Below are 14189 nucleotides of genomic sequence, written 5' to 3'. Positions count from 1 at the left end.
ATTCATTCTAAGGTTTTTGGAGCAGCGGTTGCTATTAGACTACTAGAACTTCCCCAATGTCCCATTCCCCAAAGATAATTCATCAACCTGGTGGATGACCTTTTGATCTTTCTCAGTTAAAAATGATTCATCTTTTTGATAGAGGGAGCAAATACATCCACTTGTGAAGATGGAAAGAACCTTTAGAGGGGATGAAAATGGCTAAGGCAAACCCAGTTGAAATACAAAAACACTTGAAAGGTGTTGACTATCCCGCGAATAAGCAAGATTTGATCAAGCACGCTAAAAAGCAAGGAGCAGATAAGGGGATTATATCTCTGTTAGAGAAACTGCCAGAAGATGAAGAGTTTGAAAGCCCAACCGATCTCAACAAAGCTATAGGTGGGATACAGTAGCTTATTGCTCTGGCGGGGAATAATCTCCTGATTTCCCGCCACTCTTACTGATTAAACGAATTGATTCAATTTGAATCGACTTTTCTAAAGCCTTTGCCATATCGTATAAAGTTAGGGCAGCCACAGAAACGGCAGTTAAGGCTTCCATCTCTACACCAGTTTCAGCTTTGGTTTTGACTGTGGCTTGAATTTGATAACCAGGTAGTTGCGGAGCGGGTATAATCTCGACTGCAATTTTTTGCAAAGGCAAGGGATGACACAGAGGAATTAAACTGGCTGTTTGCTTGGCTGCCATAATCCCAGCCAATCTTGCAGTTGCCAACACATCCCCCTTTGGCACGTTTCCGGCTTGAATGGCAGCGAAGGTAGCTGGCAACATCCGCACATTGGCAGCGGCTACTGCTTGGCGGATGGTGGGTGCTTTATCAGACACATCTACCATCTGCGCCTGTCCTTGGTGATCTAAATGGGTTAAGTTGGCAAAATTAGATGGAAAATTCTCTTGCGTCATTTAATTAGAAGTGTTAATATAGATTGTCGATGAGGGCGTGTAGCTCAGTGGACTAGAGCACGTGGCTACGGACCACGGTGTCGGGGGTTCGAATCCCTCCTCGCCCGTTTTACAAGGCTAAGAGTTAAAAGTTAGGAGTGAGGAATTAAATTTCCTCACTCCTAACTTTTAAGTTGTTCAAGGCATAAGCATCAGGAGCGCGACCTAATGCAAAGCGCAGGGAGTTGGATAGGTCTTTGCTCGACTGGGTGAGGAAGATGACAAGTGCAACAGAAGTGATCGCAGCACCATAGCCAAACATATCGCGGTAGCCTACAAGTTCTGCGATGGTACCCAGAAGAGGAGCAGCGATCGCAATTCCTAGGTCAAGTCCAGCTATACATATAGCAAAAATTTGACCCCGTTCTTGTGGCAGTGAGCGGTCTGCCATCATCGTGACCATCATGGAGATGAGTGTACCACCACCAGCACCTTCAGCGATCGCAGCCAGTAAGAAAAACATCGCACTGTGAGCTTGCCACAGCAGTATTAAGGCTAAAACGTAGCAAAAAATACCAAATGTGATAAATAAACCACGACCAAAGCGATCGCTTGCCTTACCAGCAAACACCCTGATACTAAAACTAGAAATTGCCGCAGCTGTAAAAAACAGTCCACCATTGAAGTCCACATCAGTGGATTTGAGGAATAACGACACAAAAGTATGTACAGCACCGAGGGACAAACCAACCAACAACATAACTATCGTTGGAACTCTCACCCCTGGACTGCCCAAAATTTGCCAAAAGTTGCGTAGGCGTAGCCCGTCGTAGACATCGTTTTCTTTATTTTGCTGTTGTGTCTGCACTGGCGGATTCGTGACTTGTACAATCCCCAACAGAGCGACAAAACCCAATTCTGCACACAAGAGAAATAATATCCCGTAACCACTTGTAGCTTCCAAATACCCACCCAAGGCAGGGCCAATTGCTAAACCAAGGGGAGTTGCTAGGGTCATGTAACCAATGATTTCGCCACGAGTTTCAGTGGGAGCTAAATCTGCGACTAAAGCACTGTAGCCAGTGGTAAAAGCGGCAACACTAACGCCGTGAAAAATCCGCACCAAGATTAATAGCCCAAGAGATTGGGTTGCCAAATAACCAAAGGGTGCGATCGCAGCTACTATCGTACCAATCAACAAGACAATTTTTCGACCACGTTCATCGGCTAACCGTCCCAGCATCGGGCGAGTTAGCAATAACCCAATGGCAAAACTGCCCATCACAATCCCAATTTCTTGCTTACTTGCGCCTACATCATCGATATAAAGCGGTAGCGTTGGTAAAAGCGAAGACATGCTTGACCAGAATAATAAACCTGCTGTAAATAAAATCAGCAGGTTGCGCCGCAGTTCGGTATCAAAGGTATTAAATGCTTTCAAGGTAGATGCAACTTAATGAGTTTTTTGTCATTTGTATAGAGTCAACCAAGTATTTACTCTTAACTATTTACTAATGACCAATGACCAATGACTAATAACTAATCATTACTATTGTTACGTTACTTAACCTTTTTTGCTACTACTTCTCGCACGCGATAGATAGGCCGCCCTTGGGATTCATGGTATGTACGCATTAGTAATTCTGCCAAAAGACCGAAGCAAAACAACTGCACACCAGTTACTAGCAGGAGAACGGCCAAAATTAGCAAAGGGCGATTGCCAATCATCTCACCTAAAGCCAATTTGACGAAAGTCAAGTAAATTCCAATCCCTGTTCCCGAAACCATTGAAATCAATCCCAACAGCCCAAAAACGTGCATTGGACGGGTGAGGAATTTTTTCATAAACAGAATTGTTAACAAATCCATCAACACCCGGAATGTCCGCCAAATCCCATATTTACTACGGCCAAAGCGACGGGCATGATGACGCACAGGTATTTCGGTAATTCTAGCTCCTTCGATGTACGCCAAAGCTGGTAAAAAACGGTGTAGTTCGCCGTACAGGTTCATATCTGCCAACAATTCTGTACGATAGGCTTTCAACGAACAGCCATAGTCATGAATATTCACGCTAGTAGTGCGGCGAATTAGCCAATTGGCAATTTTGGAAGGGAGTAACCGATTGACGGCACCATCTTGGCGTTTTTGCCGCCAACCGCTCACTAAATCGTAACCCTCATCCAGCTTTGCTAATAACATGGGGATATCAGCCGGGTCATTCTGGAGATCAGCATCTAAAGTAACAATCGCTTTACCGACTGCATAGTAAAACCCAGCAGCCATCGCCGCAGTTTGTCCGTAGTTGCGACGCAAAATCACCGCCTTTAAATCAGTGCGGATTTGCGCCTCTTTCTTGAGAAAATCCCCGGAACCATCTGTAGAACCATCATCTACACAGATGATTTCATAATTTACCTGACTAGAGGATAAAGTAGATGCGATCGCTTCTAGTAAAAGCGGCAAACTTTCCACCTCGTCATGTATCGGCACCACCACCGAAACATCTGGGACAATAGCTGAAATCGCCCCATTCTCTTCACTCAACCCTTGATAAACCTTCCCACTCCTCATATACCTGTGCGCCCTCAGCGTCTCTGTGGTTCGTAACTCTTGATAACTCTACCAGCACCCCGCAGCTGCTGATAGTAGGACTGACTAACAGCATCTCCCTGTTCCGAGAGAATATCAATCCCAATCCCATCCCGTCCCTGATCTTTGCCAGAACTATGAATGTAATAACCATCCGCCAAATAAAGCGCGACATGAGTTGCTTTTTGGCTAGTTCCAAAAAATACTAGATCCCCGGCTGTTAATTCTGCAATAGTAACTGGTTGAGTGAATCCTTCTTGTTGATAGGCATCTCTAGGTAACCAAATACCCACAGAAGCAAATGCCGCCTGCATCAACCCCGAACAGTCATAATTTGGCCCAACCGTACCACCCCAAAGGTAATAATTGGATTGTTGCATCGCTTTTTGGGTAAAGGCGATGACCTCTGCTAGCAATTTTTGAATCTCAGATTTAGAAAATGTTGCAGCCTGATAATGTACAGTAGCAGATTGTAATGAATCAAAATCTGAAAAGGATACCCATCCCGGATAGTCATCTTCACATAAATACACCTCAACCGCTGAAGTTTGATGATTTGATGTTACCCACAAATGCCGCCCAGATGCGGCTTGAGTTGCCAAGCGTGTACATTCAGGAGAATCATATACATTCAGGTCAGCTAAACACTCATACTCCCCTGATTTTGGATTTTGGACTTCGGCTTCGCTCAGTCGAACCATTTTGGATTTTAGATTAAAGGACATTATTTAGAGAATGATTTTTTTTAATAAAGACGAACAACTCGAAAATCTTGGTAATGGCATTTTAGATGCAACTTGGGCAGCATTTCCGACTTTAGCCCGAAATCAAATTGCCCTGACTTGGGTGGTTTACGATCCACCAGTGCTAGTAAATACTGGTGGGGCGTTGACTCCCAAGGCTTTTTGGGATCACCCAGTCCGTGGTTTTACTTATCGCGGTGTTGAGCGGATTTATCCCGCCAGTGTAGTCAAGCTATTTTACTTGGTGGCGGTGAATGAATGGCTAGAAAAAGGCATGAGTCAAACCTCCAAGGAGTTGGAGCGAGCCTTGCGAGATATGATTGTTGATTCTAGTAATGATGCTACCAGCTTGGTTGTGGATATTTTGAGCGGTACCACCTCAGGGCCAGAATTACCAACCGGGCCCTTTGAAACTTGGAAATATCAGCGTAATATTGTTAACCGCTATTACCAATCTTTAGGTTGGGAAGAAATGGAGACGATTAACGTCTGCCAGAAAACTTGGGGTGATGGCCCCTATGGACGGGAACGGGCGTTTGTGGGAGAGTTACTGGAAAATCGTAATATGGTAACAACAAATGCGATCGCTAGGTTACTGCATAGTATTGTAGGTGGAGTGGCGGTTTCCAGTGGGCGATCGCAAGCAATGATGGCTTTGCTCAAACGGACTCTCAACGATTTGCCCACTGACACTGAGGAAAATCAGGTGACAGGTTTTTTAGGTGGTGGACTGACTGAAAATGCTCAAATTTGGTCAAAGGCAGGTTGGACAAGTCAAGTTCGTCATGATGCCGCATATATTGAGTTACCAGAACAGCGTCCTTACCTCTTAGTGGTATTTACTGAAGGCAAAGCCCAGGCTAAGAGTCAGGCTATTTTGCCCTTTGTTTCTAAGCTAGTTGCCGAAGCGATCGCTAGTCTATGATCTACTCTTATCGCATTGCAAGAATACCTATTTCTTCCTTTGGGGTTTGCTAAACAAGTAATTTTTACGGAGTTCAACCACTCATTAATGAGGGTTCGAGCCAACTTAACCTTAAAAAAGGCGGTTAGAAACCGCGTCTACACAGGCAAAACCCGCCTATCGCGCTTGCGCTGTGCTTCTCTGCGAGAGGCTTCTCTACGAGAGGCTTCTCTACGAGAGGCTTCTCTACGAGAGGCTTCGCCAACGCCAACGCCAACGCGCACCACGCGGGTTACAAAAGCTTTATTTTCTCTTAGCTTACGGAGGTGTAGCTCCTGTTTGTGTAGCCGCGAATTTTATGAGACTGTTGGCAAATTCTAAAGAGGATGAAACCAAACATCTCAGAATAATGGCAGAAAAATTATGATCCAGCAGAGGTAAAAAGAGCGGCAAAACGAGAAACGCGACCACCAAGTCCACATACAGGAGAGTACAAAACTTTAGGGCATCAGATTGATAATTATTATTCCTAGTCAAAGGAACTTTTTGAGGGAAAATTTTTCTTGCCAGGTGAGTATTCAGAGCAATTAACTGCTTCTTCGGTAAGAACAATAGAAGGGTTTACAGCACATTTTAGATAATGGTTATTGGAATAAAAACGACAGTTTTTACAGGGAAGTTTCTGTATACCTTTAATGGAAAACACCATTTTATCATCTAAAAACGCCCGGATTTTTCGCAAGATTACGAAAAAGACTATCCAACTAATTATAAAACCAACAGGAGATAAAGATATTGCTATATCAGTAATAGTTAATTCATGTGTTTGTGATTGATCCTTTTGTGCCTCACTCACAATTACTTGATGTAAATTACTATTGGCTGCTACAGTTTTTGGCAACATTTGATCGTGATACATATTATTTACCTTTTGCTATATATCTTTAGTGTCTTCATTTGTGATAGTGGGGTAACTAACTAGATATTTGAAAAAAGATCCGACCTATTAGTGTTTCATACAATTTAGGTTGATAGTACTCTTGACTTTGGAATATATAGACATTTTTAAAAAAGTAAATTTAGCAAAATTTTAGAAATAAGACTTGACTTTACATTAATTATGACAAATCTAAAAATCGTCCATATTATAGATGTAGATATCAACAATTATTGGAAAATAATGATACTGATGGATTGGGTTGCTCCATAAATAATTCCTGATTCAGGAGCCTAAATTAGGCATGAATCCAAATTTGAATAAAGGTAGCGAGTCTGCGAGCACCTGAACACAAAACTATTTTCACACCTCTACTAAATCAAAGATTTAGTATTCTTCAAGACACCCCTACCAAAGGCTCTTGATAGCTAACTTTCCGCTAGCTAGGGGGCGTAGATTCGTTTTCTCCTATCGCTATCATTGGTAGGTTTGAATCCTCCACTGATAGTACAGTGGTAGCGAGTCCGCCTACTCTTGCAGAGAAGCAAGCTAGCAAGAGCCTCTCGTAGAGAACGTATTGATTATGACTTTTTCAATGTTCTGTATTTTAATCAGTTCAAAATCACTACACATTTGTCAGTAATTCAAATTTTAATGTTCACAAGGTTTTAATTATAGGTTTAGCAGAATAAAACTTCAGCTATATCTGTCAAGAGTTTTGCTTGTCATTTTAAGTTATATACCCTAGGGAATAAATTAGATATTGTCCTTAAAACTAGATACTTTTATGTTAGAATATATAGAAAAATATTATTAAAAACTTTTAGACATTAAAGCTATATTACTTTTAAGTTATATTTATTACAAAAATTTTAAATGAATTATTTTTGCATTGGAAGCTTATCTAGTAGAGGGTTTTCACTGAACATAGGGCTTTTGAAGTGCGTGTAAATGACCCCAAGCATTGGCAGTAATTAATTCTCTTATATTGAGTATTTTTGCTCGAATTACTTGACAGCTAAGGTAAAATATATTTGGCTTAATTGGGCTGCAAAACAACAGTCCATGAACAAATTACAAGCCAAATATTATTGATTTAGAGGATAGAATTTATGATACGGTTTTGGCGAGAAAGGATAGTTTTTTTCTTCACAACAATTGTGCTAACAATTCTGGTAATTTCTTATGAACCAGTACTAATAGCTGAGGCACAATCTTCTACACCAACACCAACAGCTGCTAGGTCATTTCCCCCTGTAGCTTATCCTAATAGGTCACTAAGTGCTTCTCCCGCACAGCTACCACCATTGCCTTATGCTTATGGAGCGCTAGGAAAAGCTATTGATGCTGAAACGATGAAATTGCATCATGATGCACACCACGCTAGCTACGTCAATAACTTAAATGATGCATTGAAGCAGTATCCAGATTTACAAAAAAGAAGTGTTGAAGCTTTACTAGTGGATTTGAACAGCGTACCTGAAAATATTCGGACAAAGGTACGTAATAACGGTGGTGGTCACCTCAACCACACAATTTTTTGGCAACTTATGAGTCCCGAAGGTGGTGGACAACCATCCGGAGCGATCGCTCAAGAAATTAACCAAACTTTTGGCAGTTTTGATGCCTTTAAAAAACAGTTTAACGCAGCAGGTGCCGCTCGTTTCGGTAGTGGCTGGGTTTGGCTAGTACGCAATCCTCAAAATCAACTCCAGATCGTGACCACAGCAAATCAGGATAACCCGATTACCGACGGTTTATATCCGATTATGGGTAATGATCTATGGGAACATGCTTATTACCTAAAATATCGCAACCGTCGGGCTGAGTATTTAAATAATTGGTGGAATGTAGTGAATTGGCCGCAGATTAACAGGCGAAACCTTTCCTTAGGAACGCTACGCGAACGGTAAGCTTCTCTACGAGACGCTCCGCGAACGCTAACGCAACTTTCATCACAACAGCCTCGTTAACAATACTAAGACTTACACAAGCGTCATATTTATTTCTTAGTAAAGGTTGTCCAGAGCGGAGCGTCTCCGGCTCCGTTCTTGGTTCCCATAACAGAAAATATATGTGCCAGTTGTGTAAGCCCTGAAATAAATGAAAGCTACTGTAAGAATTACGTTAGCGTAGCGTTAGCGACTATTCGAGCGTCATTACGAATTTTTAAAGACCGATGTTTGTAACGAACTATACATAATAGAACAATTAGCAATACAAGCGCTTTGATCATTGATGGCTCCACTACCTTCTTTACTTCCGTAGGAGTTTTAGGAGTAAGATTACACGGAATCTCAATGATCTGTGTGTGATCAGAACCATTACCACTAGGAGTCAAATCGCATTCGCCTTTGCTGGTGAGAGACAAAGGTGTAGGTGTAGGTGTATCTGTCGGAGGAACAGATGCTTGAGATGAAGAACTATCGCCATCCAGTAGTAGAAGCAGAACTAAACCAAGAACCCCAACTCCGACTATTGGCCAGAGTGGAAAATCAGGACTGTCTTGTACCAAAACATCTCCTACAGAGCCAGGAAAAGTATCGAGACTTATTGCTTCTGCGTCCAACGCTACCGGATTACCACTCAGCAACATATCTCCTGGGACATCTTCTCCCAAGAGCTGACTAAATTCTTGTGGAATTGCGTTATTGGGGCGTCCGAGTTCCCCACCATCTTCGGAGTATGGAAAGGATAGTACTTCAAAAATCCTCTGTTGGAGTTGGTTCCGATCTCCAGAACTCAACGCATCCAGGCCTGTTGAGATTTTATCTAAATAAAAATTTGTCATCTCTGGCGACAAACCTAGAGACTTAATCTGCTCCTGAATGTTGGAAATTTTTGAGGCTTCCTCAAAGAGCAGTCGTCCATATGACAATTTCAAGTCTAGTAATCCATTACGCAGACTGACCGATTTATTGGCCTCTGAGTATGGTGACCAGTAGAACTGCTTAGTTACAAGTCCGAGTCCTTCTACTGGGTTGCGACCAAAACGTTGTCCAAGAAGGTATTGAGATTCATCCATGATTGCAGGCGATCCGTTTCTCCAAAATGAGGCGAAAGGCACCGCAGAGAGATTGGGATTGTTACCGTAAAAGCTAGCGAAATTCTGGAAGTTTTTCTCCCCACCAGCTGCTCGTATCAGGAGGTTTTGATAGCTAGCCCCACCGTTTAAATCTAGTAATCGCTGGATTACCGATCCAGTTTTATTGCAGGTCAGACCAAATCCCACATCACATGCAGGAATAACTCGCATCTGGCTCAGATTCTGGTTATTGATTTGGTACTGGAGATATTCATACTCCAGTCCTTGTTGGATACCATAGCGTCCAATATTGAGCTGTGCAAAAGCAGATTGACATGTAGTGATTACTACTGCAACAGATGAGAATAAGATGGTCGCAAAGCGAACCCCTTTCGGCATCGCAATTCTTTGAACGATTGATTTAGGCAAGATGCACCTCCACTAAATGACAGCGATTTCATTAGTCACGTCCCTGTTTCAGTCCGTAGGGTCGATATTAATAGCTCTATAAATTCAACAAGTCGCAACGATAGGGCAGACTCATCGAGTCTGTAAACAGCGTTCCTCTGCTTGGTCAACATGGATTGGGGATTGGCAGAAAATTCATTCCCAACTCTCCAGTCACCGAAGAGGCAGAGGGGAAGGGGGCAGGAAGCAGGGGGAACAAGCCCTTCCCCTCTGCGCCAAGTGTTGCGGAGCATGGGTACGTTCGCGGAGCGTCTCCAAGAGTTGCCCCGCCCTTCTAGGGCGTTCTTACTGGGGCGGAGTACAAGCTCTGTCTCAGTTTTCCCCCTTCCTCCCTGCTCCCCTGCCTCTTTTGACAAGTTCAACTCTTAGGTAAATAAATGTTGATCGTGATTCCGGTACCTTTGAGATTTCCTGATGAGAGTGTGTGATATAAGACCAATGCCCGGTTTGGTTGGTCGAAAAGAAACCCACGACGTGTGGGTTTGATCTTCCCTTCCTTTACTAAGGAAACAAAGGCTTCTAAATACCTACGTATACCTTGACGGTTCTCTTGACTAGTATTCATATGACGCTTAATCAGCATCATAAAGAAGTCCAAACTACGATTTTCCTGTCCCTGAATCAGATTGCCCTCATCTAGGAAAGAACTTGCTATGAGCCTGCCATCAACTTGTTTAACCTTAAAGAGGGTAAAGTAACGCCCTTCTTTTTTAGGATCGTTCGCATAACACACCCAAGAGCCTTCTTGATTCTGTGTAAAACCCTGTTCAGCAAGGTAAGAAAGCAAAGTATTACTTGCCTTGGTTTGTGGTGGAGGTAATAAATCCTCAATCGGATCTAAAGAGCAAATCCTCTGTGTTGTTTTCCGTTCAGAAACAGCAGGAGTTTCCTGGGTATAGACACGTAAGGGCTTGTCGTCAGACATTGCCATACTAGACATCGCAGCGAACGCAGATATTTGAAGAACGATCGCTCCAAACAAACGAACAATGATATTCATGTTTTTCCTGTTACTCCTGCTTACGTTGTTAATAATCGAGTCGTTACTAAATCAGGATTGATTTAGCAGTATTAAATCGTTTGTTCAATTTAAGTGTTTGCCTCATTTGGTCGAAAGTAGCTTAAGTTTTCACCCATCAAATAGGACTTTTATATATGGGTAACTAAGTACAAAGACTATCAATATCTAAATAAAACACACAATTTCAATTTTTTATTGGCAACAAAAATTGGGCTTTTTGATCTTTTTACATATACAAAAAGCAATTGACATTGCGTCAAAAATTGTCTATTTACTCTTGTCTAATTTTTTGCCATTTTATGAGGGTTTTATGCCTTCTTAGCTGGCTGTAATGGTTCCTAAAAAAGGGCTTTTTTAGCTCTTTAGTATCTTATATAAGCAGACTTTCAAAAGCTCTGTGCCTTGTACATTGGCGCTTTTGTTGATTTTCTGGGTGGGTTGAATAAGTTTTTGTTTTTTGGAGGTAGCACACCTAACTAGCTGTTTCCGCATGGGTACAATTTAATGTATAAAATAATATCTCCTGACAGTAAAATAATATTACCATGAGCTTGAGACGTGCAACAGTATTGTGGACAGTTGTCAAAGTTGTACACAGTGAATTGTAACCACCTCTTTATTAAATTTCATGGCAAATAGCTGAGAGTCAAAATCAATTTGCTTATACATCCTAGTATTTTCAAATCTAGTACCCTTGTTCTTAAAATAGCAATACTCTGTTTTAAATGTAACTATTTTTTGAACCAATATACGTATAACTAATATATTCTGATTGCGGGATAAGCTTAATTGTCTGATCTTTAAGCTACAAGCGATCGCATCAAACCAAGTAAAATTAGATTACTATGTATAAATTTTACAATTTAACAAGCTGTTGTTGCTATAGACCTTATAGGCATCTAAGGCTCAGATTCCCGAAGAAATATATTGTCACGACGAAAGAGGATGTCCTTAAATCTGTTCTGTAGATAGAGGAATATCCTGAGCAAAGTTAGTATATTTAGAAATTGGGGTGTTAACAACTTTGACTATAATTAAGATATCAACTCGGTATTTTTATAAGCTCTGGCAGTATGAATGTGGAATTTTTTAATAGGATTCCTTTGATGCCTTTAGTACTACTATGGTTGGCTTACACTCTCCTGGGATGGTATCTTGCTGCTCATCATATTATTTGGTTGGTAGGAGCTTTTGTAGCTGCTATGGTTATAGCTGTAGTGCGGAAAAGTATTTCTTGGTTAGAGCGTTTAGTTGAATTTGGCTCTCAAACCTTAGTTGTTATATTATTTTTAAGTATATCAATTGCTTTAGTAGCAACTTGGTCGTTATTATTAAGGCTTTTTCTCATACCCCTAGCAACTACACTTTTAGCTGATTTGGAAATGCGTTTTGCTGGTTTCAATAAGCTAGATTCATTTTGGATTTTAACAGTACTAGCCGTATTGGGTTTGATCATGGGCGAATTAATAGATATTCTACTTTTTCCCAGCAGCAGATATTAAAGCATTAAGACTAACAAAAGATTTTTATCAATAAATAACTCAGGATTTATAAGCCATAATCCAGAATGTTTTTGAACGAAAAAGCTCATGAATCAAGGGGTTTAAGTCCTCAATTAACATGTATTTAGCGGCCAATAAGAAAGTGGTGATAAGTGAATCTCCCCACCAAAAGGTTGATCAATTCTGAATTATTCTTCATTATCTAGTAGGGGCGCACAGATGTGCACCCTTACTAGATAATGAAGTTTTAAGCGATCGCTGTCTCTAGCTGCTTGATAAAGCAAAGCACGATTACCCGCTATTAGTCAATCATTCTTTAGATTACTATAAATACCACTCACGGAAGACGTTTTATTTAGTAATATTTTCTAGCCTATTACCAGAATTCATACAAACTAACAATGTAAATACTTCTGATAAAAATCGGAGGTAGAAGGTGGACATTCGGGAATTAACAGGGAACTGGGACATGGTTCCTTGTTCCAGATTAAATTGCCATTGTTCTGACAAGCATAGATGTTGTCTAGCAAGAGAAATTGAAGCGATCGCTCTAGGGAGATTGATCTGAATGTGGCGAGATGGATATTACCGTTTGAAGACATATCACTGATGATTGTCATTTTTGAGTCACATTTGTTTTGAACTATAGAGATATTAGGTAAAACAGTGCAAAAAAAGATGAAACAAAGCGGCAAGTCCCCACTCAACACTAATAAGGGAGTAATGTGAGTAGACGTAAAGACTACAGTTTGCTTCAGCAGACAGCAACAGATCAAGTAGCAGCACCCAAGCCATCGCTGACATTACCAGATGCAGTAGCTCTGATTGTCGGAATTGTCATCGGAGCGGGGATTTTTCAAACCCCGGCTTTAGTGGCAAATCAAGCAGGTAGTGATTTTGCTGTACTGCTTTTTTGGCTAATTGGTGGTGTGGTATCTCTGGTAGGAGCGCTTTGCTATGCAGAGTTGGCGACTGTCTATCCCGACGTTGGAGGTGTTTACTATTATTTGAAGCGTGCATTCGGGCGGGGAGTCGCCTTTTTATTTGCCTGGGCGCGAATGACAGTAATTCAAACTGGTTCTATTGCCCTGTTGGCATTTGTTTTTGGCGATTATGTTTCTCAGATATGGCGGCTAGGAACGTTTTCGTCTTCTATTTATGCAGCCATAGCGATCGCACTTTTAACTGCTTTGAACATCATCGGTTTACAACAGGGTAAGTGGACGCAAAATTTGCTGAGTGCTGCGAAAGTTCTGGGTTTGTTGCTGGTAGTAATTCTTGGGCTTACCGCCATTCCTAATTCTGCTACTGCCGCCCCTGTAGAATCTGCATCATCAGGAACGTGGGGGCTAGCGATGGTGTTTGTGTTGCTTTCCTACGGCGGTTGGAATGAAGCGGCTTACATCTCGGCAGAAATTCAAGATGGACGACGTAATATAGTGCGATCGCTAATGTGGAGTATTGGCATCATCACTGCCATTTACTTACTGATCAATCTGGCTTACCTGCGGGGACTGGGATTAACAAACATGGCCCAGTCAGAAGCAGTAGCCGCAGATTTAATGCGCTCTCTTTGGGGCGAACCGGGAGCCTTGTTCATTAGTGTATTGATTGCGATCGCTACTTTGGGAGCAACCAACGCCACAATCTTTACCGGAGCACGGACTAATTTCGCTCTGGGACAGGATTTTTCGCTATTTGGTTTTATGGGACGCTGGCAACAACGTCCAAGCAGTCCTACTCATGCCTTATTGTTGCAAGCTGCGATCGCCTTAGCACTGGTTTTTTTAGGCACGCTCACCCGCAAAGGCTTTGAAACAATGGTGGATTACACCGCCCCGATATTTTGGTTTTTCTTCTTGCTTTCCGGCATATCACTGCTGGTATTGCGAATTCGCGAACCCCACATAGTGCGCCCATTCCGCGTGCCATTTTACCCTTTCACACCATTACTCTTTTGTGCGGTCTGCGGTTACCTGCTTTATTCCAGTTTGGTTTATACAGGTGTGGGAGCAGTCGCAGGTGTTTTCGCTGTAGCAGCAGGTATCCCCGTGTTGTTCTGGAATAACTATCGCCAACGTAGGACTTAATCCAATTTTGGATTTTGGATTG

At 41.9% G+C, this 14189-nt stretch carries 14 protein-coding genes and 1 tRNA gene; 7 read left to right on the top strand and 8 right to left on the bottom strand.

The window, feature by feature from the left end:
- Window positions 1-197 precede the first annotated feature (197 nt).
- Entirely contained in the window at window positions 198-395 is a 198-nt protein-coding gene (locus F8R90_RS10080) for a DUF2795 domain-containing protein (RefSeq protein WP_190893109.1), read from the top strand.
- Window position 396: 1 nt separating this feature from the next.
- Here F8R90_RS10080 and moaC read toward each other — a convergent pair whose 3' ends face one another.
- Window positions 397-906 (bottom strand): cyclic pyranopterin monophosphate synthase MoaC, encoded by a 510-nt coding sequence (moaC, locus tag F8R90_RS10075; RefSeq protein WP_196510632.1) that lies wholly within the window; start codon window positions 904-906, stop codon window positions 397-399.
- 33 nt (window positions 907-939) lie between these two features.
- Here moaC and F8R90_RS10070 point away from each other — a divergent pair.
- A tRNA-Arg gene (locus F8R90_RS10070) sits at window positions 940-1013 on the top strand.
- Window positions 1014-1051: 38 nt separating this feature from the next.
- Here F8R90_RS10070 and F8R90_RS10065 read toward each other — a convergent pair.
- The 3 genes from F8R90_RS10065 to F8R90_RS10055 form a co-directional block, all read right to left on the bottom strand.
- Window positions 1052-2326, bottom strand: a complete 1275-nt coding sequence (locus F8R90_RS10065) for an MFS transporter (protein ID WP_196510631.1) — start codon at window positions 2324-2326, stop codon at window positions 1052-1054.
- Between the two features lie 119 nt (window positions 2327-2445).
- Complete coding sequence (locus F8R90_RS10060; protein ID WP_196510630.1) at window positions 2446-3459, bottom strand: glycosyltransferase family 2 protein; 1014 nt, start codon at window positions 3457-3459, stop codon at window positions 2446-2448.
- Window positions 3460-3473: 14 nt separating this feature from the next.
- Window positions 3474-4202 carry a C40 family peptidase gene (locus tag F8R90_RS10055; RefSeq protein WP_196510629.1) on the bottom strand — a complete coding sequence of 243 codons (729 nt, stop codon included), beginning with the start codon at window positions 4200-4202 and terminating at the stop codon, window positions 3474-3476.
- Between the two features lie 10 nt (window positions 4203-4212).
- Between F8R90_RS10055 and F8R90_RS10050 the strand changes: the two genes are divergently transcribed.
- Window positions 4213-5145 carry a serine hydrolase gene (locus tag F8R90_RS10050; RefSeq protein ID WP_196510628.1) on the top strand — a complete coding sequence of 311 codons (933 nt, stop codon included), beginning with the start codon at window positions 4213-4215 and terminating at the stop codon, window positions 5143-5145.
- An 87-nt stretch (window positions 5146-5232) separates the two neighbouring features.
- Complete coding sequence (locus tag F8R90_RS33820) at window positions 5233-5505, top strand: pentapeptide repeat-containing protein (protein ID WP_196510627.1); 273 nt, start codon at window positions 5233-5235, stop codon at window positions 5503-5505.
- Window positions 5506-5653: 148 nt separating this feature from the next.
- Here the strand turns inward: F8R90_RS33820 and F8R90_RS10040 are convergent, their stop codons facing one another.
- Complete coding sequence (locus F8R90_RS10040; RefSeq protein WP_196510626.1) at window positions 5654-6043, bottom strand: hypothetical protein; 390 nt, start codon at window positions 6041-6043, stop codon at window positions 5654-5656.
- A 1130-nt stretch (window positions 6044-7173) separates the two neighbouring features.
- Between F8R90_RS10040 and F8R90_RS10035 the strand changes: the two genes are divergently transcribed.
- On the top strand, window positions 7174-7974 hold the full coding sequence (locus tag F8R90_RS10035) for a superoxide dismutase (RefSeq protein ID WP_331000633.1): 801 nt from the start codon (window positions 7174-7176) through the stop codon (window positions 7972-7974).
- Window positions 7975-8183: 209 nt separating this feature from the next.
- Here the strand turns inward: F8R90_RS10035 and F8R90_RS10030 are convergent, their stop codons facing one another.
- Both F8R90_RS10030 and F8R90_RS10025 read right to left on the bottom strand, forming a co-directional pair.
- Window positions 8184-9515 (bottom strand): hypothetical protein, encoded by a 1332-nt coding sequence (locus tag F8R90_RS10030; protein WP_230966229.1) that lies wholly within the window; start codon window positions 9513-9515, stop codon window positions 8184-8186.
- Window positions 9516-9912: 397 nt separating this feature from the next.
- A complete protein-coding gene (locus F8R90_RS10025; RefSeq protein WP_196510625.1) occupies window positions 9913-10554 on the bottom strand; it encodes a hypothetical protein in 642 nt (213 codons plus the stop codon).
- A 1094-nt stretch (window positions 10555-11648) separates the two neighbouring features.
- Between F8R90_RS10025 and F8R90_RS10020 the strand changes: the two genes are divergently transcribed.
- The gene (locus tag F8R90_RS10020; RefSeq protein WP_196510624.1) at window positions 11649-12077 is read left to right on the top strand and encodes a hypothetical protein; all 429 of its coding nucleotides are present in this window, start codon (window positions 11649-11651) and stop codon (window positions 12075-12077) included.
- A gap of 395 nt (window positions 12078-12472) precedes the next feature.
- Here F8R90_RS10020 and F8R90_RS10015 read toward each other — a convergent pair whose 3' ends face one another.
- A complete protein-coding gene (locus F8R90_RS10015) occupies window positions 12473-12697 on the bottom strand; it encodes a hypothetical protein (RefSeq protein WP_196510623.1) in 225 nt (74 codons plus the stop codon).
- Window positions 12698-12802: 105 nt separating this feature from the next.
- On the opposite strand from F8R90_RS10015, the gene F8R90_RS10010 reads away from it, so the two are divergent.
- Window positions 12803-14167 carry an APC family permease gene (locus tag F8R90_RS10010; RefSeq protein WP_196510622.1) on the top strand — a complete coding sequence of 455 codons (1365 nt, stop codon included), beginning with the start codon at window positions 12803-12805 and terminating at the stop codon, window positions 14165-14167.
- Window positions 14168-14189 lie beyond the last annotated feature (22 nt).

Origin of the sequence: Nostoc sp. NZL (genome assembly GCF_015714705.1) — a bacterium.
Classification (GTDB): Bacteria; Cyanobacteriota; Cyanobacteriia; order Cyanobacteriales; family Nostocaceae; genus Nostoc; species Nostoc foliaceum_A.
This window is presented reverse-complemented; position numbering and strand designations above follow the sequence as displayed.